23 protein-coding genes, 5 pseudogenes and 1 riboswitch are annotated in these 23,319 nt (G+C 69.3%); of the genes and pseudogenes, 15 read left to right on the top strand and 13 right to left on the bottom strand.

From position 1 onward, the window contains the following. The first annotated feature begins 69 nt into the window (after positions 1–69). Positions 70–1,941 (top strand): alkaline phosphatase family protein, encoded by a 1,872-nt coding sequence (locus AC5677_RS37075; RefSeq protein WP_497192274.1) that lies wholly within the window; start codon positions 70–72, stop codon positions 1,939–1,941. Between the two features lie 366 nt (positions 1,942–2,307). Here the strand turns inward: AC5677_RS37075 and AC5677_RS37070 are convergent, their stop codons facing one another. Together AC5677_RS37070 and AC5677_RS37065 are read right to left on the bottom strand one after the other, a co-directional pair. Beyond that, the gene (locus tag AC5677_RS37070) at positions 2,308–2,946 is read right to left on the bottom strand and encodes a class F sortase (RefSeq protein ID WP_497196899.1); all 639 of its coding nucleotides are present in this window, start codon (positions 2,944–2,946) and stop codon (positions 2,308–2,310) included. Between the two features lie 47 nt (positions 2,947–2,993). Next, positions 2,994–3,806, bottom strand: coding sequence for a GVDTG sorting domain-containing protein (locus AC5677_RS37065; protein ID WP_497192273.1), 813 nt, complete (start codon positions 3,804–3,806; stop codon positions 2,994–2,996). Positions 3,807–4,331: 525 nt separating this feature from the next. After that, positions 4,332–4,440: riboswitch (SAM riboswitch) on the top strand. A 339-nt stretch (positions 4,441–4,779) separates the two neighbouring features. On the opposite strand from AC5677_RS37065, the gene AC5677_RS37060 reads away from it, so the two are divergent. The 7 genes from AC5677_RS37060 to AC5677_RS37030 all read left to right on the top strand — a co-directional run bounded on the left by AC5677_RS37060 (position 4,780) and on the right by AC5677_RS37030 (position 12,584). After that, positions 4,780–5,847: an amino acid ABC transporter permease gene (locus AC5677_RS37060; RefSeq protein ID WP_497192272.1), complete on the top strand. Its 1,068-nt coding sequence runs from the start codon at positions 4,780–4,782 to the stop codon at positions 5,845–5,847. Continuing rightward, on the top strand, positions 5,844–6,659 hold the full coding sequence (locus tag AC5677_RS37055) for an amino acid ABC transporter ATP-binding protein (RefSeq protein ID WP_497192271.1): 816 nt from the start codon (positions 5,844–5,846) through the stop codon (positions 6,657–6,659). Before AC5677_RS37060 ends, AC5677_RS37055 begins: the two co-directional genes overlap by 4 nt. Before the next feature lie 161 nt (positions 6,660–6,820). After that, a complete protein-coding gene (locus tag AC5677_RS37050; protein WP_497192270.1) occupies positions 6,821–7,846 on the top strand; it encodes an ABC transporter substrate-binding protein in 1,026 nt (341 codons plus the stop codon). Positions 7,847–7,962: 116 nt separating this feature from the next. Continuing rightward, entirely contained in the window at positions 7,963–8,682 is a 720-nt protein-coding gene (locus AC5677_RS37045) for a GNAT family N-acetyltransferase (RefSeq protein ID WP_497196898.1), read from the top strand. A gap of 121 nt (positions 8,683–8,803) precedes the next feature. Then, complete coding sequence (locus AC5677_RS37040) at positions 8,804–10,066, top strand: LLM class flavin-dependent oxidoreductase (protein WP_497196897.1); 1,263 nt, start codon at positions 8,804–8,806, stop codon at positions 10,064–10,066. A gap of 20 nt (positions 10,067–10,086) precedes the next feature. Beyond that, positions 10,087–11,463, top strand: coding sequence for an NtaA/DmoA family FMN-dependent monooxygenase (locus AC5677_RS37035; RefSeq protein ID WP_497192269.1), 1,377 nt, complete (start codon positions 10,087–10,089; stop codon positions 11,461–11,463). Further along, the gene (locus tag AC5677_RS37030) at positions 11,460–12,584 is read left to right on the top strand and encodes an MsnO8 family LLM class oxidoreductase (RefSeq protein ID WP_497192268.1); all 1,125 of its coding nucleotides are present in this window, start codon (positions 11,460–11,462) and stop codon (positions 12,582–12,584) included. Before AC5677_RS37035 ends, AC5677_RS37030 begins: the two co-directional genes overlap by 4 nt. 144 nt (positions 12,585–12,728) lie before the next feature. On the opposite strand, the pseudogene AC5677_RS37025 reads toward AC5677_RS37030, so the two are convergent. After that, positions 12,729–12,902: pseudogene (locus AC5677_RS37025) on the bottom strand (haloacid dehalogenase-like hydrolase); the annotation flags it as partial. A gap of 47 nt (positions 12,903–12,949) precedes the next feature. On the opposite strand from AC5677_RS37025, the pseudogene AC5677_RS37020 reads away from it, so the two are divergent. Continuing rightward, positions 12,950–13,306: pseudogene (locus AC5677_RS37020) on the top strand (transposase); the annotation flags it as partial. Here the strand turns inward: AC5677_RS37020 and AC5677_RS37015 are convergent. The 3 genes from AC5677_RS37015 to AC5677_RS37005 all read right to left on the bottom strand — a co-directional run bounded on the left by AC5677_RS37015 (position 13,295) and on the right by AC5677_RS37005 (position 15,823). After that, positions 13,295–13,750: a hypothetical protein gene (locus tag AC5677_RS37015; RefSeq protein WP_497192267.1), complete on the bottom strand. Its 456-nt coding sequence runs from the start codon at positions 13,748–13,750 to the stop codon at positions 13,295–13,297. The pseudogene AC5677_RS37020 and the gene AC5677_RS37015 overlap by 12 nt on opposite strands. 441 nt (positions 13,751–14,191) lie before the next feature. Further along, on the bottom strand, positions 14,192–15,037 hold the full coding sequence (locus tag AC5677_RS37010) for a calcium-binding protein (RefSeq protein ID WP_497192266.1): 846 nt from the start codon (positions 15,035–15,037) through the stop codon (positions 14,192–14,194). A 405-nt stretch (positions 15,038–15,442) separates the two neighbouring features. Next, entirely contained in the window at positions 15,443–15,823 is a 381-nt protein-coding gene (locus tag AC5677_RS37005) for a winged helix-turn-helix transcriptional regulator (protein WP_497192265.1), read from the bottom strand. Between the two features lie 109 nt (positions 15,824–15,932). Between AC5677_RS37005 and AC5677_RS37000 the strand changes: the two genes are divergently transcribed. Continuing rightward, complete coding sequence (locus AC5677_RS37000; RefSeq protein ID WP_497192264.1) at positions 15,933–16,340, top strand: RidA family protein; 408 nt, start codon at positions 15,933–15,935, stop codon at positions 16,338–16,340. A gap of 53 nt (positions 16,341–16,393) precedes the next feature. Here the strand turns inward: AC5677_RS37000 and AC5677_RS36995 are convergent. Beyond that, positions 16,394–16,552 (bottom strand): annotated as a pseudogene (locus AC5677_RS36995) (ATP-binding protein); the annotation flags it as partial. A gap of 263 nt (positions 16,553–16,815) precedes the next feature. On the opposite strand from AC5677_RS36995, the pseudogene AC5677_RS36990 reads away from it, so the two are divergent. After that, a pseudogene (locus AC5677_RS36990) lies at positions 16,816–16,947 on the top strand (alpha-ketoglutarate transporter); the annotation flags it as partial. Continuing rightward, positions 16,935–17,216 (top strand): annotated as a pseudogene (locus AC5677_RS36985) (TetR/AcrR family transcriptional regulator); the annotation flags it as partial. The pseudogenes AC5677_RS36990 and AC5677_RS36985, both read left to right, overlap by 13 nt. Before the next feature lie 210 nt (positions 17,217–17,426). On the opposite strand, the gene AC5677_RS36980 reads toward AC5677_RS36985, so the two are convergent. Beyond that, positions 17,427–17,897: a MarR family winged helix-turn-helix transcriptional regulator gene (locus AC5677_RS36980; RefSeq protein ID WP_497192263.1), complete on the bottom strand. Its 471-nt coding sequence runs from the start codon at positions 17,895–17,897 to the stop codon at positions 17,427–17,429. Positions 17,898–18,035: 138 nt separating this feature from the next. Between AC5677_RS36980 and AC5677_RS36975 the strand changes: the two genes are divergently transcribed. Together AC5677_RS36975 and AC5677_RS36970 are read left to right on the top strand one after the other, a co-directional pair. Continuing rightward, positions 18,036–18,410, top strand: a complete 375-nt coding sequence (locus AC5677_RS36975; protein ID WP_497192262.1) for a DoxX family protein — start codon at positions 18,036–18,038, stop codon at positions 18,408–18,410. 44 nt (positions 18,411–18,454) lie between these two features. Further along, positions 18,455–19,063: an ester cyclase gene (locus AC5677_RS36970; protein ID WP_497192261.1), complete on the top strand. Its 609-nt coding sequence runs from the start codon at positions 18,455–18,457 to the stop codon at positions 19,061–19,063. Positions 19,064–19,449: 386 nt separating this feature from the next. Here AC5677_RS36970 and AC5677_RS36965 read toward each other — a convergent pair whose 3' ends face one another. The 5 genes from AC5677_RS36965 to AC5677_RS36945 form a co-directional block, all read right to left on the bottom strand. Then, complete coding sequence (locus AC5677_RS36965) at positions 19,450–19,920, bottom strand: DIP1984 family protein (RefSeq protein ID WP_497192260.1); 471 nt, start codon at positions 19,918–19,920, stop codon at positions 19,450–19,452. Next, positions 19,917–20,177 carry a hypothetical protein gene (locus AC5677_RS36960; protein ID WP_497192259.1) on the bottom strand — a complete coding sequence of 87 codons (261 nt, stop codon included), beginning with the start codon at positions 20,175–20,177 and terminating at the stop codon, positions 19,917–19,919. The genes AC5677_RS36965 and AC5677_RS36960 overlap by 4 nt, the downstream gene beginning before the upstream one ends. Then, a complete protein-coding gene (locus AC5677_RS36955) occupies positions 20,174–21,385 on the bottom strand; it encodes a hypothetical protein (protein WP_497192258.1) in 1,212 nt (403 codons plus the stop codon). Before AC5677_RS36955 ends, AC5677_RS36960 begins: the two co-directional genes overlap by 4 nt. An 88-nt stretch (positions 21,386–21,473) precedes the next feature. Continuing rightward, a complete protein-coding gene (locus AC5677_RS36950) occupies positions 21,474–21,881 on the bottom strand; it encodes a hypothetical protein (protein ID WP_497192257.1) in 408 nt (135 codons plus the stop codon). 128 nt (positions 21,882–22,009) lie between these two features. Continuing rightward, positions 22,010–22,477 (bottom strand): hypothetical protein, encoded by a 468-nt coding sequence (locus tag AC5677_RS36945; protein WP_497192256.1) that lies wholly within the window; start codon positions 22,475–22,477, stop codon positions 22,010–22,012. 119 nt (positions 22,478–22,596) lie between these two features. Between AC5677_RS36945 and AC5677_RS36940 the strand changes: the two genes are divergently transcribed. Next, positions 22,597–23,319 (top strand): response regulator transcription factor, encoded by a 723-nt coding sequence (locus tag AC5677_RS36940; protein WP_497192255.1) that lies wholly within the window; start codon positions 22,597–22,599, stop codon positions 23,317–23,319.

Genomic DNA, 23,319 nt, shown 5'->3' with positions numbered 1-23,319 from the left:
GCGGCGGCTCTGGCCTCGCAGGTCTGGTCTGCCGTGCCACCCCCGCGCCCGCACGGAAGGACCTTCGCTTTGTCACTCTCCACGCGCTGTCAACAGCAGCCGAATGCGGACTCGGCGGCTACGGCGGACGAGGCAGTCCCAGCCGACGGACCCGGCACGGACGCGGGCCCGCCGCCGGACGGCACTCCAGAGCGGGTCCCGGACGATATCTCCGCGGGTGCGGACGCCGCAGGTGGCAGCACCTGGCGCGACCGTCACCCGGCCACCGCACGGACCCTCTCCCACGCCACCACAGCCCTCTCCACCCTCCTGATCCTCCTCGCCCTCCTCCTGCCGAATCAGCTCGGCCTCCTGTCCCCCGGTCAGTTCGCGCGCATCCCCGTGGAGGGCATCTTCGGTGCCGCGCTGCTGCTCGTCCTCCCACCGAAGGCGAGGCGGGTGGCGTCTGCCGTCGCCGGGGCCGGTCTCGGCCTGCTGACCGTGCTGAACCTCCTCGACATCGGCTTCAACGAGACTCTCGGCCGAGGGTTCAACCCGGTGTTCGACTGGCCCCTGCTCGGCGATGGCGAATCGTTCCTCGAGGACTCGATCGGCCGGGCAAAGGCGATCGGTGTCGCGATCGGAGCCCTGGCCGTCGTTCTCATCCTGCTCGTCCTCATGACTCTGGCGGTCGTCCGGCTCAGCAGTCTCATGGCCCGGCACAGCGCCACCGCGACCCGTACGACCCTGGTGCTGGGGACCGTCTGGGTCGCCTGTACGGCGCTCGACGTGCAAGTGGCCGGCGTGCCGGTCGCCGCAGAGAGCGCGGCCGGGCTCGTACAGAACCGTGCGCAACAGGTGCGGGCGAGCCTGGCGGACGAGCAGGCGTTCGCGAAAGAGGCCGCCGCCGACGCGTTCCGCAACACCCCGGGCGACCAACTGCTGACCGGACTGCGCGGCAAGGACGTCATCTTCACGTTCATCGAGAGTTACGGACGCAGCGCCATCGAAGACCCCTTGATGGCGCCGGGAGTCGACGCGGCCCTCGCGGACGGGACCAAACGGCTGCGCGCGGCCGGGTACTCCGCACGGAGCGGCTGGCTCACCTCGTCGACCTATGGCGGGAGCAGCTGGCTGGGCCACTCCACGTTCATGTCGGGCCTGTGGATAGACAACCAACAGCGCTACCGCACCCTCACCGCCGGCGACCACCTGACGCTCACCGACGCCTTCAAACGTACCGGCGCCTGGCGAACGGTCGGCATCATGCCGGGTCTCACCAAGGGCTGGCCGGAGGCATCCTTCTACGGCCTCGACCACGTCTACGACTCCCGGGACCTCGGCTACAAAGGCCCGAAATTCAGCTGGTCAACGATGCCTGACCAGTACACGCTGTCGGCCTTCGAGCGCCTGGAACACGGCAGGAAGCACGCCAAGGAGCAGGACGGGCGACGAGCCGGGCAGCACCCGAAGCCGCTGATGTCGTTCGTCATCCTCACCTCCAGCCACAACCCCTGGGCACCCCTCCCCAAGATGATCGGCTGGGACGAGATCGGTGACGGCTCCGTCTACAACGCCATCAACAAAGCGGGCAAAAATCCCGTGGACGTCTGGCGGCACACCGCCCAAGTACGCACCGAGTACGGCAAGTCCATCCAGTACTCGCTGCACAGCCTCATCGCGTACCTGCAGAAGTACGGCACCAAGAACACCGTCCTCGTCTTCCTCGGCGACCACCAGCCCCTCGCAAAGGTCTCCGGCGATCACGCGAGCCATGACGTCCCGGTCACGCTCGTCGCCCACGACCCGGCGGTGCTCAAGCGCATTTCCGACTGGCACTGGACGCCCGGCCTCAGGCCCGGCCCGAAGGCACCGGTCTGGCGCATGGACACCTTCCGCAACCACTTCCTGACCGCTTACGGACCGCACTCCGGTTCCGCTCCGTCCCGGCCCGCGCCATAAGCGGCACGTCAGCCGCCTGCCGGCGAACCTCCGCTCCCCTCGTGGCCCGGTCGTGCCGGTCGTGGGGCCCAGCCCGTACGGCCGAGATCCGGACCCTGCACGGTCCAGCAGCCCGCCCGGTCACAGAAGCCCGACGCACGCCAGATATGTCCCGCGCCGGCCTGGGGCGCCTACCGGGCATCGTGAGGATGCGCGGGCGCCCCGCTGGGACGCCCGCGCATTGGCAGTCAGCCGAGATGGGTGAGGGCAGCAGGCCACGCTCGGCGAACACCTTCTTGGCCACGGGCGAAGCGTTGATCGAACGCGGCACGCCACAGTACCGGTCATCCGGCAGGCGGAGCCCGGCCGTCCGGATCGGTGGCGCTGCTATTCCGCCCCGGCCAGCTTGGCGAAGACCACCACGTTGTCCGGGTAGTAGTGCTGCGACGCGCGGTACTGACCGCCGCACGTGATAAGGCGCAGCCCCGCATGATCGATGTTCTTGTAGACCTCGATGGTGGGGAACTTGTTCTTCGGGTACTGGGCAATGCGGCTGACGGTGAACTTCGCGGATTTCCCGTCCGCCCGTGCGACCTCGATCGTGTCACCGGCTTTCAACGAGGACAGCCGATGGAATACCCCTGGTTTTCCGTTCCAGGTGACATGACCGGCGATGACCGCCGGGCCCTTTTCGCCGGGAGCCGGTCCGGGCGTGTACCAGCCCGCCTTGTCAGGGTCAGCGGGCGTTTCCATCGTTCCGTCCTTCTTCCGCCCCAACGGCACAAGCGCGGACGAGATGTTGAGCGACGGGACGGAGATCCGCTGTGGGGCCGACTCCCCCGCTGCACCCCCCGTTTCCCGCTCATCGCCTTGACCACTCTCAGATTGACCACTGTCAGATCCCGTTCCTGTTCCTGTTCCTGTTCCCGTTCCCGGCGCGACCTGACCGCCCCGAGCGTGCTGCTGTTGGACAGGCGGTGACTGCGGGACCGGCGTCTGGCCTCCGCATCCGCCGAGCAGCACCATCGCTGCGACGGCGGCACAGGATACGGCTTCGCGCTTGCCCCAGCCCCTCACGCGGCGCTCCGTCCGGCCGGCTCGGCAGAGGCCGTCGCGCGCCTCCTGCGGTTCAGGACCAGCGCTCCGGCCAGCGCTACGACGGCAAGCCCGCCGGCGCCCGCCAGCGCCCCGGGGACCCCGTCGCTTGTGGCCGTGCCGCCACCCGTCTCCACGCCGCCCACCGGAATGGATCCGACCGCCGCGCCCTCCACGATTCCGCAGTCCGCGGGCGCGGTGGCCTCCTGGGGCAGCTTGGGATCGAGCTCGCTCTTGCCCACGCCGAAGTCGTACTTCTTGTTGCCGTTGGGGTCGATGCCGTGCTGCACGATGTGGAGGTCCTTGATGTGATCGACCACTGCTTGGGACACGGGGATGGTGCGCTCGTAGGAGAGGTTCCCCTGAGCGTCCGCCTTGGGCATGCGGTCGACGGCGAGCCCGCTGGCCGGGCCGGTGTCTCCTTCGGTGGTGAGCGAGATGTTGATATCGCCGTAATGCACCGTGGCTTCGGTGTTGTTGATGATCCCGTCGCCGTCCGTGTCGGCGCTTGCGTCCGGGCACTGGAAGTCATGGCCGTCGGTGGAGCCATGGAGGTGCTGTGCGTGTGGCTGGCCCGGCACAAGCCCCTCCGACTCGATCTTCACGGTCAGCCGGGTGCCGTTGAGACTGAGCATTGCCGTGCCCTTGCCCTGAGAGTGGTTCAGCTGATCCAGGTTGATCTGGTACGCCTTGTCCCCGGCCGTGGCCGGAGCGGCGGCGGCACCCGAGAGGACCAGGGCGGCGGGCAGGGCAAGGAGGGCGGCGAGGCGAGCGGTGCGCTGGGATGTCACGATCGTTCGTTCCCTTCCGGCGGTGTCCCGTCCGGGATCGCCGTGGTCTCGTTCGAAAGGCCCGTACGACGACGCTTCTCACGGCTGGGGGCCGCTTGTTGTTGTCCGGGCGCAGGTAGTCCGTAGTACGACGCCCGCCGATGCCGCGCTCAGCACACCGCTCGATGTGGCGCCTCGTCTAAATTCGACGGATTCTCTTGACAGGCGCATCTCTCATATGCGGCACACAGGATCCGTTCTCGCGCGGCGCCGCGGTGGCCGCAGACGGTCGTGTCCGAGGCGGGTGTCTTCACTCGTCGTCCATGAGGCAGAGGTCGCGAGGCTGCTGTACGTCGAGGGGATGCTGCGAGGCGCGAGGCCGCCCCCGACCCCGTGCGCGGCGATGGTGATGGTGGTGGTGATGGCGATTGATGCCTGGACCTCGTCGGCATCCCACCAGGTCCGTCCGGACTCGTTTTGTCATCCCACAGGTCGGGCACGCTTTGACAAGCGTGGCCGAGATCTGACTAACTTGCGCCGCAGATCGGTCATGAGTGTCAGCGACAAGCCCTGGCTTGCTGACCGGCAACCCTCGCGCCGCGGTGGGGTGCCCCAGGTGACGACCGGACCGGAAGACCTTCGGTAAGCGCGAGCCCCCATGGGCCGGAACAGTGACGGTGACGGAATGTACGCAGCTTCGGGGACAGCCGCATGGCGGCGCCGTGGCTGCCTGCTGCTGTGCGCGAACCGGTCGGTCGATCTGCTGCGCGTCAACAGCGCTCTGTGTACCGGCACCTGCCGTGCGTTCCGCCAAGGCTGAAGGCTGACGGTCTTCTGAATCTCTGACGCCACCGCTGTCGCGGTGTGCGTCCTCCTTGCCCGAGCCCCGTTCCGCGCGTCCCCGTGCGCGACGTCACGCAGAGCCCATCGACCCGGCGCACCGTGCCGTTGCGGCATCCGTGGTCCGGGCTGTCCGAATTCGCTGGAGTCCTCCATGAGTGAATCCCCTGGCGCTGCGGTACCCCTCGCCTCAGCGCCTCCTGCCGAGGAGACCGCTGAGCCCCCCGGCCTCTCCTCCCCGCCTCGTACTGCTCGTACCGCACGTCCTGCCGAGGCCGAACGGCCGGGCGACGGCACCGCACCGCGGCCGCCGGCGGCGCAGCGGGTGCTGCCGCTGCGCAGGCCAGGCCGCTGGATCGCCACGGCGATCGTGCTGGTGCTGGTCGCCCAGATCGCCCACGGCCTGGTGACCAACCCCTTCTATCAGTGGGACCGGTTCCAGTACTGGTTCCTGCGCCCGGCGATCCTCGATGGCCTGCTCATCACCCTCAAGGTGACGGCGTACAGTGCCGTGCTCGGTCTGCTCGGCGGCATCCTGGTCGCCCTGGGCAGGCTCTCCCCGAGCCCGGTGCTGCGGGCGGTTGCCTGGACCTACACATGGCTGTTCCGCTCGGTTCCGCTGATCGTGGTGCTGCTGTTCCTCTACAACTTCAGTGCGCTGTACAAGACGCTGAGCCTCGGGGTTCCGTTCGGGCCCGCCTTCTTCACCTTCGACGAGTCCCGGCTCGCCACCGACATCGTCGTGGCGGTCGCCGGACTCACCCTGAACGAGGCGGCCTACGCGTCCGAGGTGGTGCGGAGCGGCATCCTCGCGGTCGACCAGGGGCAGCACGAGGCTGCGTTGGCGCTCGGCCTGCCGAAGAGCTACCAGTTCACGAGGATCGTCTTTCCGCAGGCCCTGCGCTCCATCACTCCGAACTACGTGAATCTGCTGATCAATCTGATCAAGAGCACCTCGCTCGTCTTCTACGTGTCGCTGCTCGATCTGTTCGGCTCGGCGCAGAGCATGGGCAGCACCTACCCGGGTGACATCGTCCCGCTGCTGCTCGTCGCCACCGTCTGGTACCTGATCCTCACGAGCGCGGTCTCCATCGTCCAGTTCTACGTCGAGCGGTACTTCGCCAGGGGCGCGACGCGCACGCTTCCCCCGACGCCGTTGCAGAAGTTGCGGGCAGGTCTGCGTGATCTGCGCGCCCGAGCCCGGAGGGAGGCCGCGATATGACCACCGAGACCACTGAGACCACTGAGACCGGGACCGGGACCGTCGAGATTCGACCGGCCGCGGTCGAGGTCCACGACGTGCACAAGTGGTACGGCGCCCACCGGGTACTGGACGGCGTCGAGTTGACCGTACGACCCGGCGAGGTCACCGTGATCCTCGGGCCCTCCGGGTCCGGCAAGTCCACCCTGCTGCGGGTGATCAACCACCTGGAGAAACCGGAGGTCGGTTACGTCAGCGTGAACGGTGAGCCGATCGGCGTACGCCGGCACGGCGAGCGGCTCAAGGAGCTGAGCGAACGGGTCATCCTGGGGCAGCGCAGCCGGATCGGCTTCGTCTTCCAGAACTTCAACCTCTTCCCGCACCTGACCGCGCTGGACAACGTGGCTGCCGCTCCCGTGGCCACCGGGAAGCTGACCAAGCCCAGGGCCCAGGAGCTGGCCCGCGAACTGCTCGGCCGGGTGGGCCTGGCCGACAAGGTCGGCGCCTATCCGCGGCAGCTGTCCGGCGGGCAGCAGCAGCGGGTGGCCATCGCCCGCGCCCTCGCCCTGCGGCCGGGGGTCATCCTCTTCGACGAACCCACCTCCGCGCTCGATCCCGAACTCGTCGGCGATGTATTGGCCGTCATCAAGGACCTGGCCACCAGCGGCACCACCCTCATCATCGTCACCCACGAGATCGGCTTCGCCCGTGAGGTGGCCGACCGGGTCGTCTTCATGGATGAGGGCCGGATCGTCGAACAGGGGCTGCCCACCGCGGTGTTGGACCACCCGAAACACGAGCGGACCAGGGACTTCCTGAGCAAGGTGCTCTGATCTCGCCGTCCGACCCGCTGCCCGCGGCCCGTCCGGGCTCGCCCTCCCACACACCACCGAAGACCCTCCACACCACCCCCCGCACCGCCCAAGCCCCCCACACCGCCGAAGAACAAGCGACGCGCCCTCACCACCACTCACCGAACCAAGGACAGCCAGCTATGCGCACCCTCAACCTCAGCAGCAGACTCCTCCGCAGCCTCTCCGCGGGCACCGCCGTCGTTACCCTCGCCACTGGCCTCGCCGCCTGCGGGGGCAACAGCGACGCGGCCGGCAAGTCCGACAGCAAGGAGTCCGGGACGGTGACCGTGGGGGCCCATTCCAACGGGGCCGCCAAGGAGACCGTGCTCAAGGTGTCCGAGGTCAAGTCCATCAGCGCCGAACTGCCGAAGCCCATCGCCAAGAAGGGCAAGCTGGTCATCGGCGTCGGCGCCCTGCCCGCCGGTTCCGTACCGCTGAACTTCATTGGCGACGACCAGAAGACGCTCACCGGATCCGAGCCGGACTTCGGCCGACTGGTGGCCGCCGTCCTCGGCCTCGAGCCCGAGGTGAAGAACCTCACCTGGGAGAACCTGTTCGTCGGCGTCGACAGCGGCAAGGTCGACGCGGCCTTCTCCAACGTCACCGACACCGAGGAGCGCAAGAAGAAGTACGAGTTCGCCACCTACCGACAGGACAACCTGGGGTTCGAGGTGCTCAAGAAGAGCACCTGGACCTTCGACGGCGACTACCGGAGCCTGGCCGGCAAGACGGTCTCGGTGGGCCGGGGCACCAACCAGGAGAAGGTCCTGCTGGAGTGGAAGGCGAAGCTGAAGAAGGAGGGCAAGGACCTCACCGTCAAGTACTACCCGGACAACAACAGCGTCTATCTGGCGCTGAACAGCGGGAAGATCGACGCCTACTTCGGCCCCAACCCCGCCATCGCCTACCACACCACCCACACGGCGAATACCCCCAACGCGACCCGTAGCGCCGGCAAGTTCTCCGGCGCGGGCGTCAAGCTCCAGGGGCTGATCGCCGCGACCTCGAAGAAGGACAGCGGGCTGGCCGAGCCGGTCTCCGAGGCGATCAACTACCTGATCAAGCACGGTCAGTACGCCAAGTGGCTGGCGGCCTGGAACCTCTCCAACGAGGCCGTCAGCACCTCCAAGGTCAACCCGCCCGGCCTGCCGCTCGACAACTCCTGATCAACGCTCATAGGGCTGCTGCCGCCCGGGACTCCGGCGCCCCGCCGGAGTCCCGGGCGCCCCGACCCGCCATGTGTGAAGGAAATCCACGGATGCCACGGAACGTTCCCACCACCATGTCCACCAGTATTTCCCCTCCTCCCGCGCAGAGCCCGGCCGAACCGCACCTCCTGGACAACGCCGTCTGGGCCGCGCTGACCGGCCCGCACGCCCGGTTCGCCGAGCGCGTCGGCCGCGCCGCCCGGTATCCCTTGGACGTCTGTCCCTTCACCGCCCTCGCCGACCCGGCCGACCCCGGGGCGTGGGACGACCTGGTCGAGCTGGTCGGCCCGGACACCGTCACCCCCGTCACGGGAGTGCAGGCCGTCCCCGACGGATGGGAGATCGTGGAGCGAGGGCAGGGCGTCCAACTGGTCGACACCGGGCTACGCGCCGAACCCGCCCCCGAAGCGGTGCGGCTCGGGCTCGACGACATCCCCGAGATCCTGGACCTGGTCGCCCTGACCAAGCCGGGCCCCTTCCTGCCCCGCACCGTCGAACTCGGCGCCTACCTCGGCATCCGCCATCACGGACGGCTCATCGCCATGGCCGGGGAACGCGCGCATCCGCCGGGCTGGACGGAGATCAGCGCCGTCTGCACCCACCCGGCACACCGTGGTCAGGGCCTCGCCACGCGACTGGTACGGGCGGTGGCGGCCGGGATCAGGGAACGCGGGGAGACGCCCTTCCTCCACGCACTGGCCAGCAACACCACCGCCATCCGCCTCTACGAGTCCATCGGCTTCACCCTGCGCCGCCGTACGAACTTCGTGCTGGTGCGCACCCCGGGCCGGTGACGTTGCGCCGGCCCATCGACGACCACAACGACCACAACGACCACGACAACCACGACAACCACGACAACCACGACGAGATGAGCCAACTCCCGTTACCACGCCCCCTCAGGAAGGCGCCCCCATCGTGTCCTCATCACCTTCTTCGCTGCCCTCTCCGCTGCCCTCTTCGCCCCGTTCATCCGCTCCGCTGCACCTGGCCGTCGCGCTCGACGGCGCGGGCTGGCACCCTGCCGCATGGCGCGAGGCGGTGGCCCGGCCCCGGGACCTGTTCACTGCCGGCTACTGGGCCGACCTCGTCGCCGAGGCCGAACGCGGCCTGCTCGACTTCGTGACGATCGAGGACTCGCTCGGATTCCAGTCCTCGCACCTCCTGGAGCCGGACGGGCGCACCGACCAGGTCCGCGGACGGCTGGACGCCGTCCTCATCGCCGCCCGCGTCGCCCCGCTGACCAGGCACATCGGACTCGTGCCGACCGTGGTGGCCACCCATACCGAGCCGTTCCACATCTCCAAGGCGATCGCCACGCTCGACTATGTGAGCGCCGGCCGCGCGGGCCTCCGCGTGCAGGTGACGCGGCGTCCGAACGAGGCCGTGCACTTCGGACGCCGTGCGTTCCCCCGCTTCGACCTCGGGGACCTGCACAGCCCGCCTGTACGGGAACTGACGGCCGGCCTCCTCGACGAGGCCGCCGACTACGTCGAAGTGGTGCGCCGGCTGTGGGACAGCTGGGAGGACGACGCGGAGATCCGGGATGTCGCCACCGGCCGCTTCATCGACCGGGACAAGCTGCACTACATCGACTTCGAGGGCAAGCACTTCAGCGTCAAGGGCCCCTCCATCACGCCCCGGCCGCCGCAGGGCCAGCCCCTGGTGACCGCGCTCGCACACGAGGACGCGACCGGCGCCCCGTTCCGGCTGGTCGCCCGCGCCACCGATGTCGGGTACGTCACGCCGCACGACATCGGGCAGGCACGCGCCGTCGTCGCCGCGGTGCGGGCCGAGCAGGACGCGGCGGGGCGTGCGGAGCAGCCGCTGCACCTGTTCGGAGACCTGGTGGTGTTCCTGGACGACACTCCGGCCGCGGCGGAGGACCGCCGGGACCGCCTCGACGCCCTCGCGGGATACGCGTACACCAGCGACGCCCGTATCTTCACCGGAACACCCGCCCAACTCGCCGATTTGCTACTGGAGTTGGGGGCGGCCGGACTGTCCGGCTTCCGGCTGCGCCCCGCCGTCCTGGGACACGACCTTCCCGCGATCACCCGGGGGCTGGTCCCCGAACTCCAGCGCCGAGGCGCTTTCCGGAGCTCCTACGAGGCCGAAACCCTCCGCGGGCTGCTCGGCCTCGCCCGCCCCGCCAACCGCTACGCCGCCACTGCCTGAGCCGGAAGGACCGCACCGACATGAGCAAGCCACTGAAGCAGATCCATCTGGCCGCGCACTTCCCGGGCGTCAACAACACCACCGTGTGGAGTGCCCCCGAGGCCGGCAGCCACATCGAGTTCAGCTCCTTCGCGCACTTCGCGCGGACCGCCGAACGAGCCAAGTTCGACTTCCTGTTCCTCGCCGAGGGGCTGAGGTTGCGTGAGCAGGGCGGAAAGCTCTACGACCTCGACGTCGTGGGACGCCCCGATACCTTCACCGTCCTCACCGCGCTCGCAGCCGTCACCGAACGCCTCGGCCTGACCGGCACCATCAACTCCACCTTCAACGAGCCCTACGAGGTCGCCCGCCAGTTCGCCAGCCTCGATCACCTGTCGGGCGGGCGCGCCGCCTGGAACGTGGTCACTTCCTGGGACGCCTTCACCGGCGAGAACTTCCGCCGCGGTGGCTTCCTGCCACAGGAGGAGCGCTACACCCGGGCCAAGGAGTTCCTGACCGCGGCACACGTTCTGTTCGACTCCTGGCGCGGCGACGAGGTCATCGCCGACCAGGAGACCGGCGCCTTCCTGCGCGACGCCGAGGCCGGAGCCTTCGTCCACCAGGGCGACCAGTTCGACATCAGCGGACAGTTCAACGTCCCGCGCGGCCCCCAGGGACGCCCCGTGATCTTTCAGGCCGGAGAGTCCGACGAGGGGCGCGAGTTCGCGGCCTCCAGCGCGGACGCGATCTTCAGCCGGTACAGCAAGCTCGAGGAGGGGCAGGCGTTCTACCAGGACGTCAAGAGCCGCCTCGCCCGCTACGGCCGCAGGCACGACCAGCTGCTGATCCTGCCCGCCGCGACGTTCGTCCTCGGCGACACGGACGCCGAGGCGCGGGAACTCGCCCATGAGGTACGGAGCCAGCAGGTCAGCGGTGCGACCGCGCTCAAGTACCTGGAGCACATCTGGAACCGGGACCTTTCCGCGTACGACCCGGACGGCCCACTGCCCGACGTCGACCCGGTCCCCGGCGAGAACACCATCGCTCTCGGCCGGGCCAGCGTACGGCAGTTCCGTGACCCACTGGCCGTCGCCAAGGAGTGGCGCGAGCGCGCGGAGGCGAAGAACCTCTCCATCCGCGAGCTGGTCATCGAGACCACCACCCGTCAGTCGTTCATCGGCTCCCCCGCCACCGTCGCCGAGACCATCAACGAGTTCGTCCAGGCGGACGCCGCCGACGGCTTCATCCTCGTCCCGCACATCACCCCCGGCGGCCTCGACGTCTTCGCGGACGCCGTGGTTCCGCTGCTCCAGGAGCGCGGAGTGTTCCGGACGGAGTACGAGGGCACCACCCTGCGCGACCACCTCGGCCTGGACCACCCCGACGCCAAGGCGCAGGCCCGGCGGGCGGCCTCATGAGCGTCCCCCTCGGCGTCCTCGACCTGGTCCCGATATCGTCCGGCTCCACGGCCACCGAGGCGCTCCGCAACTCCATCGACTTGGCCCGGCAGGCCGAGCGCTTCGGCTACACCCGCTACTGGTTCGCCGAACACCACCTCAATCCGGGTGTGGCGGGCACCTCACCCGCCGTCGTCCTCGCTCTGACGGCCTCCGCGACGTCGACGATCCGGCTCGGCTCCGGCGCCGTACAGCTCGGTCACCGCACCGCGCTGTCCACGGTCGAGGAGTTCGGCCTGATCGACGCGCTGCACCCTGGGCGTCTCGATCTGGGCCTCGGACGCTCCGGCGGGCGCCCGGCCGGACCGCCCGCCACCCTGCTGACGGCCGCGATCCCCATCGTCGACGGCCGTGCCCCCAACGGGCTGCGGATCCCGCCGCGCTTCTCCTTCGCGCACCTGCTCGGCTCGCCGAGGATCGCACTCCAGCGCACCCTGCTCCAGCAGCCGGGCGCCGAGTCGCAGGACTACGGCGAGCAGATCGGCGACATCCTCGCGCTGCTGGCCGGCACCTACCGGTCCGCGGACGGCATCGAGGCACATGTCGTCCCGGGGGAGGGCGCCGACGTACAGGTGTGGATCCTGGGCAGCAGCGGCGGGCAGAGCGCCCAGGTCGCCGGCCACAACGGTCTGCGGTTCGCGGCGAACTATCACGTCAGCCCGGCCACCGTGCTGGAGGCAGCGGAAAGCTACCGGGCCGCGTTCCGGCCCTCTGACGTGCTCGACAAGCCGTACGTGAGCGTCTCGGCCGATGTCGTCGTCGCCGAGGACGACGAAACCGCCCGCGAACTCGCCACCGGCTACGGCCTGTGGGTCCGCAGCATCCGCACCGCCGAGGGCGCGATCGAGTTCCCCACGCCCGAACAGGCCCGGTCCCATGTGTGGACCGACCCGGACCGGGCACTGGTCGCCGACCGCGTGGAAACCCAGTTCGTCGGCTCCCCTGCCCGCGTGGCCGACCAACTGGAACAGCTCCAGGAGGCCACTGGAGCCGACGAACTGCTGATCACCACCATCACGCACGGCCATGCCGACCGGGTACGTTCCTACGAGCTGCTGGCCGAGGAGTGGCGGCGCAGATGAGCGGGCGGTCGGTGCTGGTACGCGGCGTTGACCGGAGCAGGTCCGGCCCGGCAGCGAACGGCTGCTCGTCGCCCTTCGCTGCCGGGAGGTTCACATCGGGCGCGCCACGGCCGGGGGCAGTTGGCGCCATTGGGGGGCTTGGGCTTACGGGGCCGGTTCGGGGTCGGTGCCTACGCGGACGGGGGTGCCCACAAGGTTGAGGAGGGGGAGGTCGGAGATGTGGTCGCCGTAGGCGGTGGAGCGGGTGAGGGAGAGGGTGTGTTCAGCGGCGAGGGCGTTGGCGGCGGTTGCCTTGGCGTCGCCGATCATGGGGGTTTCGAGGGCGCTGCCGAGTGAACGACCGCCGCATCGACGAGGCGACGGGCGAGTGGCAGGACGACCACGCCGCCTTGCAACAGCGCGACCCGTCGGAACGCAACTTCGTCTACGTGTGGGCCGACGGGGTGCCCCCAAGGTCCGCCTCGGGCAGGCACACCCGTGCGTGCCGGCCCTGCTCGGCGTCCGTCTGGATGGCGCCGAAGAGCTCATCACGTCGGCGAGGCCTGTGCGAGTCCACCGGGCCGACCTGCTGCGCGGCTGTCGACGGCGCGGTATGCAGCGAGCCCGAGCATGTCACCGGCGACAGCGCGATGGGCCTGTGGAAGGCCCTGGCCGAGGTGTTCCCAGCCGCGCGCCACCAAAGGTGCTGGGGTCGGATTCCGCCAGGCCCGTTACGAACTCACCGAAGCGCCGTAGATGGAGAGGGCTGCAATCCCGACCACGCAAGCAACTATCACCCAGTAGCCGAAGCCCCTCCCACGCGCACGTCGACCCTTTCGCGCGGCGGAGTTGGCCGCTTGATGAGGTGCCGCCGGTCTGGATGCGGCCGGCGTGGGACCGGAGGCCGCCTCGGCGAGCAGGCGGCGGCAGGTCGCCGCCAGCTGGGCGGTTTCCGTGGAGAGCGACACCACAGCTTCTGATCGCGCGGGCGCGGTGGTGCCACCGTCGAGGATGCGCCCTGCACGGACGAGGATCTCGTCCCTGCCTCCAGCCGGCGCGAGACTGATCCAGCGCTGCACATGCTCACCCCGGATGACCACTCCCCCGGACCGCTCGCGGTAGACGGTGTGTTCCCGCCAGAGCGTCTGCGCCAAAGTCTGTGCAGTTTCCCGCAGTTGGACGCTCACGATCTCCCCCTACGCCACTTACCGACTCGAACAAACATCGCACTGTAGCGGCAGGCCACGGCCCCGTGCCATTCCGTCGGAATCCGTCCGAGCTGCGGGACGACCGCGAGGGGCGGTCATGCCTACTCGGTCCGGCTGGACCCCCGACGTGAGATCGTCTCGCGGCGTACTGCGAGACGATCCAGGGGCCGTGGCGATCACCGACATCGCGGCCGTCACCGTGCGGTACAACGCGGCGGTGCGGGAAGGCGTGGCCGGGCGGCGGGGGGCGTAAGAGGCCGGCGCGGGCCCGCGGCGGGTGGCCCAGCACCTCGCTGCCCCGTCACCGCCCCGCCGACGCGACGCGCGGGCCTCCACCAGGAGCTCCTCGAACTCGCCTCCATCACGTCTGTGCGATCCGCCTCCGCACCTCCTTCTCAAATGATCCAGCCAGGAACGAACTCAGTCCTGGTGCAGCTCGTTGCGGCCAGGGCCCCCGGAGAGCTTGTCGGTGCCCGGGCCGCCCCACAGGACGTCGTCACCGCTGTTGCCCCACAGGGTGTCGCTACCCGCCTCGCCGTACAGCTTGTCGTTGCCCTTGCCGCCGTAGAGGACGTCTGCGCCGCCACTCCCGTGCAGGACATCGTTGCCATCGTCGCCGTGCAGGTTGTTCTCCTCCCCGGTACCGGTCAGGGAGTCGTTCCCGGCTCCGCCGAAGCAGTCCTGCCCGCAGTGGGTGAGGGTGTCGTTGCCCGGGCCGCCGAAGGAGCCGAAGCCGAACGGGCCGCCGCCTCCGTCGAGGCGGTCATCCCCGTCGTCGCCGTGGAGCATGGCGGACGCGGACCCCTTGAGCACATCGTTGCCCTTGCCGCCGTAGACCCCGGCCCATGCCTCGCTGTCCGGTTCGAGGGTCGCGGTGTCGTCCTTGTCGCCGAGGTCGATGTCGTAGCTGTCCGAGTCATCCGAGTTCTGCGGGATCTCGACCGCGCAGCGCACGACGGTGCGGTCGCTCAGCGTGGGGTACGTGCACTCGTCCGCGCTCGCCGCACTCGCGTCGATGGCGACGTCGTACCGGTCGCGGAAGGTAAGGACGTAGTACGACTCGAACTCACCGCGGTGCTCGATCTTTTCGTCGACCGTCAGCCTGTTCTGCTGGCCTGGAGCGGCCTTGTACCAGAGCTCGCCGTCCTCGTGGACGACGGTGGACGTGGCCCTCGGGGCTGCTTGGGCGGCCGGCGCCACGAGGGCGGTTGCGCCGAGGGCGAGGGCAACGGTGGCAGTAGCAGCGATGGCGGTGTAGGTGCGCATGCGGAAGTGGCCCTTCGGGATGTCAGTGCGCCGTGGTGCTTGCGGTCACTGGGTTAGACCGGATGCCCGAGAACGGAGTTGTGCCATCGATCATGAACAGCGGCGGACCAGGCAGTGGCCGGGACGTGGACAGCTCCGCGGGAACCACAATCGCCCCATGACACCACCCCGTGCACCTGGCTGATCGTGCAGTGGCTCCCCGACCGGGACTACCACGAGCTGAAGACCGTTCTCGGCCACGACCACTTCGAAGGCCGGTCCTTCGCGGGGTGGCACGGTCACGTCACCTGGTCACCGCCTGCCTGGTCACCGCCGCCTGGTCACCGCCCGCCCAGCTGTTCCTGGCCGAGCAGCGGACCCGCCCATGGGCGCCTGCGGCTGCATGGCAGGCGAGTCATCAGCCCGTCAGGTGTCGAAGCGGTCGCGGGATGCCTCGATGTGACCGAGGTGCTGGTGGGTCCAGTCGCACAGTCCGTCGATCGTCACCCGCAGGGCCTGGCCCGGTCCGGTGAGGGTGTACTCGACCCGCGGCGGCACGACGGGGTGCACCGTCCGCTCGATCAGACCGTTGCGCTCCAGCATGCGCAGGTTCTGGGTGAGCATCTTGTGGCTGACGCCCTCGATCTCGTTCCGCAACTCGCTGAAGCGCAGGGTGCGTTCACCGAGGGACTCGATGATCAGGAGCGCCCACTTGTTGGCAAGGTCGGAGAAGATCTCCCGCGCCAGAGAGTCCGCGCGCCTGAGGTCCGCATCCTCGGGTGTGCCGCTGAGCTGCTTGGTCACCATCAGGTTCCCCAGTCACCGAAAAGTGCGTTCTTCCACGTCAGCGGACACTCTCCTACGGTTTCCGAGTAACCACAAGAGAGCGGCTCCCATCCCAATGGAGGCAGACAGCATGGCCATCACCCTGATGAACCCCAGCGGATTGCCGGAAATCGAGGCCTACCGGCAGGTGTCGATCGCCACCGGCTCGAAGCTGGTCCACATCGCCGGGCAGGTCGCCTGGGATGCCGATGGGGTCAACGTCGGCATAGGCGACCTTGCCGCTCAGGTCGAGCAGTGCTACCTCAACATCGGCACCGCCCTGGCCGAGGTAGGCGGCTCCTTCGACGACGTGGCGAAACTGACTGTCTACGTCGTCGACTGGACCCCCGACAAGATGCCCCTGCTCTTTGAGGGCATCACCCGGGCGGCCGCCAAGCTGGGCGTCACCCCGGTACCGCCGGCCACGCTGCTGGGCGTCGCGGCACTGGACGTACCCGACCACCTGGTTGAGGTCGAAGCCACCGCAGTCATCGACTGAGTAGCGGTCGGGACAGGGGGATGCGGATCGCTGTCCCGTACTTCGACACGGAGCCGGTCCGGGTCCTCCCGCAGCCGTAGATCCACGTCGCTGTGCGCATGGATGAGGGCGTTGGTGACGGCCTCGGAGGCCAGCAACTCCAGATCGTCCAGCAAGGGCATCCGGCCCCGTTGGCCCAGCAACTCCCGTAGGAAATGGCGTACATGCGCCACACCGCGCAGATCACACCGTCACCCGGCTGCGGAGGCAGACAGGGCCGTCGCCGACGCCCGCTGCCCATGGCGACCCCGTTCGCTTTCTTAGCGGGATGTTAGATCTGGCGGTCCGGCCTTGTTCCGGCATGGCGGCGCGCGCATGCCCTGGGCACGTCATCACCCCTCTCACCAGGGGTCTTCTCGTCAGGAGCCGGCATGTCACCGTCTGCCATGCGCGCACAACTCCACCTGGCGGCGAGCGAGCGAAGCGCCGTCTCGCCCTGGTCGGCGGATCACTCGGCAATCTCGTCGAGTGGTACGACTGGTTCATCCACGCCACCTTCGCGATCTGCTTCGCCGACTCGTTCTTCCCCGGTGAGAACCCGACCGCCCAGCTGATGCCCTGGAGCGGCGCCCCACCGAGCCCCGAGGCCGGACCGTGTTCCTCCAGGTCAGGGGAGTCGCGCGCCGGAAGATCGCCGAGATGCTGCGGACCCTGTTCCCCGAGCTGGACGAGGCCGAGATCCACACGCTCACGACGTGCGCCATCGCGGGCGCCGACGGCCTGTTCGTGCAGCGGGAGATCACGGGGGACGCCATCAACTTGATGGCGATGTTCGAACTGCACGCTCAGTTGGTGCATGAGGCGGAACGCCGCATGGCGGCCGGAGGGGGACGGTGACCGGGGCCGGAAGGTGACCGGGGCCGCCGGGGACGTTCTCGATCCGGCCGACGTGCGCCACGGCAAGCGCGGCACCGCCGGTGCGAGCGGCGGCGAGACGCCGGTGAGGACGAGGTGTCGGGCCGGCGCAGGTGTACGGCCCCGGTTCCCGCGGTGAGGGTCCTCGGGTCGGGGTGCGCCCTGACCCGATGGTGAGCCCGTCGGCCCGGCTCAGGGGCCGGCGGGCTCGATGGCGTTGTTGATGCGGCGGCCGATCTCGCGGAGCTGCCTCTGCTGGGCCTTGGTGAGGGGATCGAACACCAGGCGGCGCACCTCCGCGACATGGCCGGGGGCGGCGTCCACGACCTTGCCCCAGCCCGTGTCCGTGAGGGCCGCGAGGGTGAAGCGGCCGCTGTCGGGGTCAGCGGTGCGGTAGATCCAGCCCTCCTTCTCCAGGCGTTTGACCGCATGGGAAAGCCGGGAGAGTGAGCAGTCGGCGAAGTCAGCCAGGGCACTCATCCGCAGTTTGCGCTCCGGGCTCATGGAGAGCCCTGCCAGGACCCGGTACTCGAAGTGACTGATCCCTGCGTCGCGCTGAAGCTGGACGTCCAAAGCAGCCGGAAGCCGCACTGCGGTGCTGACCAGGGCCAGCCATGTCGCCTGCTCGTCGTCGTCCAGCCAGCGGGGCTCGTCTGCGCTCATGCCCCACTTTAACTTGAATCCTCAACCCGGACAGCCACCCCAATGGCTTGAACGTTCAAGTGCCATTACTTGACGATTCAAGTTTGACCGACCTAGCATCGAGTTGAAAGTTCAACCAATTGGACGGAAGCGACCCTCATGAACATCACCTTGTGGATCATCACGAGCATTCTGGCCCTGGCTTTCCTCGCGGCCGGCCTGATGAAGATCAGCCAGCCGAAGGAGAAGCTCGCCGCCTCGGGTATGGCCTGGGCCGAGGACTTCTCCCCGGGGTCGGTCAGGGCGATCGGCGCCGTCGAGGCGCTCGGTGCCTTGGGGCTGATCCTCCCGGCCGCGCTCGGCATCGCTCCGGCCCTGGCGGCATGGGCCGCCCTCGGACTTGCGGCGACCATGCTGGGCGCCGCCGCGGTGCACCTGCGCCGGAAGGAGGCGAAGGCGATCCCGGTCAATCTGGCGCTTCTCGTCCTGGCCGCCGTTGTGGCCTGGGGCCGCTTCGGCCCCTACGCCTTCTGAGCCTCCCCCTCGCCCCAGCGTGATCTTGTAGACAAGGAATCGACATGATCGACCGCCGCAACATCCTCAGAGCCGGGGGCGCCGCCGCCCTGGGCGCCCTCGCCATCACCGCGGTAGCCTGCGGAACCGACCTGGCAGCCGCGGCCACGGGCGACCGGGAACTGCTCGGCGACCCCGCCTCCACCCCGCAGGCCGAATCGCTTTGGCCGAGCCACCTGACCGATACGGAGCGCAAGCACCTTGAGGTCTTCGATGAGCTGGACTTCGTCGTCTACTCCGGTCAGAAATGGGACCGGCTCGGCGAGAGCCACGCACAGAACATCCGCGTCCACTGGCCCGACGGTCACTACACGGACGGCCTCGACCGGCACATCGCCGATATGAAGAGCCAGTTCGTCTGGGCGCCGGACACGCGCATCACCGAGCACCCGATCCGCATCGCCAAGGACAACCTGACTTCGGTGACCGGCGTCATGCAGGGCTCCTTCACACGCCCCATGCCGGACGGCAAGGGCGGCTTCATCCAGCCGACGGGTAAGAAGTTCGCCATCAACATGGCCACGGTCGGCATCTGGAACAAGCACGGGGTGATGGAGGAGGAGTTCCTCTTCTGGGACAACCTGACCTTCTACCAGCAGATCGGCCTGGCCTGACCCGGTCGACGACCTCCCAGGCCACGTAGCGTTCGAGACATCGGACGATCTCGCGCCGGGTCTTGCCCGTTCGCGGTCTCGATGGCGCGGGGCCGAAGTTGCCGGAATTGCCGAAGACGCACGTCAACGGCCGTCTCCGGATGCCTGGCCCACTGCGATGTGAAAACCCCGAACCCGCCCTCGCCGTTTTGGATCTGCACGTGGTGATGTGCTGTGCGTTGTGCACCGTCACCTGTACGCAATGCTGAGCTGCACTGTTTATGGGGAGTCGAACCCCAGCGTTGCTCTTCACGCGCCAGGAGTGGGCCGGAAAACCGCCGGTCCTCGGTGTGTGCACGCCTCCGAAACGGCTACCTGCTCCACATCTCAGGCTCTGCCGGTACTGCTCAATCCAGCAGATCGACCTCCCAGTTCGTGCGCTGGATGCGCACATCGATCTCCCGGATCTCCCGCGCCAGCACATCCGCCTGCTCCCGGAGCTCGGCGACCGGAAGTGCGGGGAGCATCATCAGTTCGGATCGAAGCTGCCGACCGTACCCCCGCTCACCGGTACCTGCTGCCGCATCCGCGGCGGCAGTGACCACCGAGTGGCGCAGCCGCAGGGTGTCCCGGCGCGCGAGCGCATCGGTGAGGGTGCCGTCGTGGCCCATGTCCGTCACCGCATTGGTCCGGTTGATCCGCCGGATCAGCGCCTCGAGGCTGCCCAGGACCTCGTCGGCCTCGGCCAGCAGCTGGGCGGCGTTCTCGGCGGGCGTCTCGCCCTCCTGATACCGCGCGCTGCTGACGATGCGCGCACGGAGTTGCTCCACCCGGCGCGACGCTTCGGCTCGTTCCGCGAGCGCCTCGGCAAGCTTCACTGTTTCGATGTCCCGTCCGTTGTAGACCTCGCACGAGTATACGAGTGGGAACTCGCCGGGTACGGCGGCCGGCGCTCGGTGGTGAGGCCGTGCGCCACCAGCTCGGCGGCGCAGGAGGGCTCCTGCTCCATCAGCGACATCTTCTCGGGGTCGCGCACGACGTAGCGACCGGTGATGAGGTCGTCGCCGATACGCGCCGCCATGACGGCGTCGACTCGTCGTCGAGCCCCGACCGCTGTTTCGGGGCTCTCACTCACTGCGGCTCCTCGCCCGGCCGCCATTCCAAGTAGGCCACGGCACGGACCGCTGGGCGGCGTCGCGGGCGGTCCTTGGGCGGCATCGGGGCGTGTGCGGTCTGCGGGAACGCGCTGCGGACCTCGGCGAAGAGGTCATACCAGCCGGTCCCGTGGGCCGCGGCGGCGGCGAAGAGCGCGTCGAGTGCGGCCTGGAGCGGGTCGGGGGCCGCCGCGTCGGTGAGGGCGGGAAGGGCCATCGCCTGCTGGGAGGCGTTGGGGGTGCCGTCCGGCAGCGTGACGCTGGTGTCCGGGACCTGCGGGTCGGAGAAGAGGAGATCCCATATCCGCTCCTCGTCGTCCAGCGGCGGGGAGAAAGGCACGCCGCCGTCGAGCTCCGCAAGGCCGCGGGCGATCCACTCCACGCCGCTCAGCCCGGCCACATCGCAGGAGCGGTGTGCGGCCCAACGGGCAATCGCACGCTGGACATCCGGACCGGCCTCGTCGATCGTGTGCACGAGGGCTACGTCGAGTTCCACCATCCCGGCCACATTGCCCCCGACGTTCCGCAGCCGCTCGCTGGGCAGGCGTCCGCCCCAGTGCTGTTTCTCGAGGCGTTCCTGCAGCTCCCGCGCCTCCTGCGCCTCCTGCTCCTCCTTCTCGCGGGCGAGGCGCCTGGCCTCGGCCAGCTCCTCGGGGGTGGGCGGCGGAGGCAGCTCGCTCACCCACCGGTGCCAGTACGCGGCGGAATCGCTGGTCTGCTTCACGATGCGGTCGCACTCCGGCGGGGCGGGCCAGAACTGGAGCAGATACTCGTCCAGCACGGGCTCGCCCTCGCTCCGTACCTCGTCGGCCTCGTCCATGCCGCGGCAGAGGTAGCGGACCCGATACGTGTCCGAGGGCAGGCCGAGGTCCCGCCCGCCGCCGTGCCAATCGATCAGCGTCGTGTCGTCGGAGGCCGTACGGAACGACGTCTCCACGATGTCCTCCCATCCGTCGAAGTCCGAAGACGGCTCCGTCTCGTGCAGTTCGACGGTGAGAGGGACCGAGCCGGTGTGCATACCGGTCACCAGGTGCAGGTGCCCGGGGACGGCCGCTCCGCAGAGTCCCGCCCGCTGGCCCAGGAAGCACTCGTGGAGGCCGGTCTCAGGTCCCTCGTCGGGGTCGGTGCGGCTGTCGATGTACATCTGGCCGTAGGCCACGCTGAATTCGCCGTCGAAGAGTGTCCGCATGGTTCCAGCCTGCCGTGAGGGTCTGACAATGCCTGCCGACGCCGGTGCGGGGAACGCTCCGCGGCCCCGGGCAAGGCCTCGCCGACGCCTATGCGTACGGCACGACCACGACCTGTACTTCGTCCTCGTAGATCACACGCCCCGGATCAGCGGAGCGCATCATCCGGCAGTCGACGCCGTGGGCGGCCAGAATCTCCAGGTAGCCCGGAACCCGCGCGAGGAGATGGGTGGCCGACGACTTGAACCACGCCGCGGCGCCAGGGTTGACCGCGTGGTCGTAAACGGCGGGGTCGATGGTTGACGGGTCGGCGTATGCAGCGTCGTACCAACCGTTGTTGACGCGACGGAAGGATTCCTGTTCGGCGGAGAGCCGCCCGTCCCGGGCCAGCGTGTTGATCAGCCCGAACACGCCGGTGTGATGACCTCGCCGGTTCCGGTGTGGCGACTGGAACCGCACGTACTCGACGGTCCCACTGTCATTGTCGATCAGCCCCATCAGGGAATCTTCTCACCGCGGTCCGGGTAGCCGGTCGGCGCGTCCCGGTCGAGGAGCCGCCGGCAGGCCTGTCGACCTTGGTGCCAGCGCTTGTGCGAGAGCGCTTTCCCGGCCGGCGAGCGCAGGTGCTAGTCGTCGCGGGCCGGTGCCGGGTCGGCCGACGGGCGCCCGTCGGCGCAGCGGATTTCGTACGGGCGGTCCTCGCCGGCGTCGTCGTCCAGCGGCTCGAAGGTGAGGAAGGCGGTGGCTGCCGGGCCGCGGGCCGCATCGTCGTCCACGTGGAATCCGGTGTCGGGGCTCCAGGCGGTGAGGTAGACCCGGCCGTCGGGGCGGCAGACGGCGGTGAGGCTGCCGCCGCCGACCCGCACGGTGCGGGCGGGGGCCGACCCGGGTGGGGTGGTCGGCGGTGCGGGACGGGCGCGGGTGGCGTCGGCGGCGCGGGCCGCCGCGAGCGCTTTGCGTACCGCGTCGTCGTCGAGAGTGACGGCGCGGGCGTTACGGTCCGCGGCGCCGGCCAGGGGCCAGGCGCCCAGCCCGGCCGCCGCGGCCAGTACGACCCCCCAGGCCGCCGCCGTCATCCCGCCCCGCCACGCCATGGCCGTCACCTCCCGCCGTCCGCAGTCTGCCGCACACTTCCCTAACGCCCGGTTAAGGCCCGCACAAGGCCCGTTGTCCGCCCTCCCGTTGACGCAGCGGCGCTGGTTACGGTAGCTGCATGCCCCATCTACTTGTCGTCGAGGACGATCCGCAACTGCGTGGCGCCCTGGTGCGGGCGCTGCGCGACCGCGGCCACGCCGTTGCCACCGCCGCGACCGGGATGTCCGGTCTGGACGCCGCCGTCACCGACCGCCCCGACCTGGTCGTGCTCGACCTCGGGCTGCCCGATGTGGACGGCGCGCAAGTGCTGCGGATGCTGCGCGCGGTCAGCGAGGTCCCGGTGATCGTGGCCACCGCGCGGGACGACGAGCCGGACATGGTCGCGGCCCTCGGCGACGGCGCCGACGACTACATCGTCAAGCCGTTCGGGGCGGCGCAGCTGGATGCGCGGATCAAGGCGGTGTTGCGGCGGCTGGGCGTGGAGGAGCCGGAACCCGCGTTCCACATCGGGGAGTTGCGGCTCGATGTGGCGGGGCGTGAGGTGACGCTGGCGGGCAGGGCGCTGGATCTGACGCCGCGGGAGTTCGATCTGCTGGCGTATCTGACCCGGCGGGCGGGGCAGGTCGTCTCGCGGCGGGAGCTGCTGGCTGAGGTGTGGCAGCAGCCGCTGGGCGGCGCCGACAAGACGGTGGACGTCCATCTTTCGTGGCTGCGGCGGAAGCTGGGCGAGACGGCGCAGCGGCCGCGGTACCTCCACACGGTGCGGACGGTGGGCGTGAAGCTCGCCGCGCCGGCGGCCGTGGGGGATGCACTCCCTGGCGATGCCGGCCGGGAGTCGTAA

It is taken from the genome of Streptomyces sp. JLSY215, assembly GCF_059682825.1.
The sequence above is the reverse complement of the archived record's forward strand: the minus strand, read 5'-3'. Positions and strand labels throughout refer to the sequence as shown.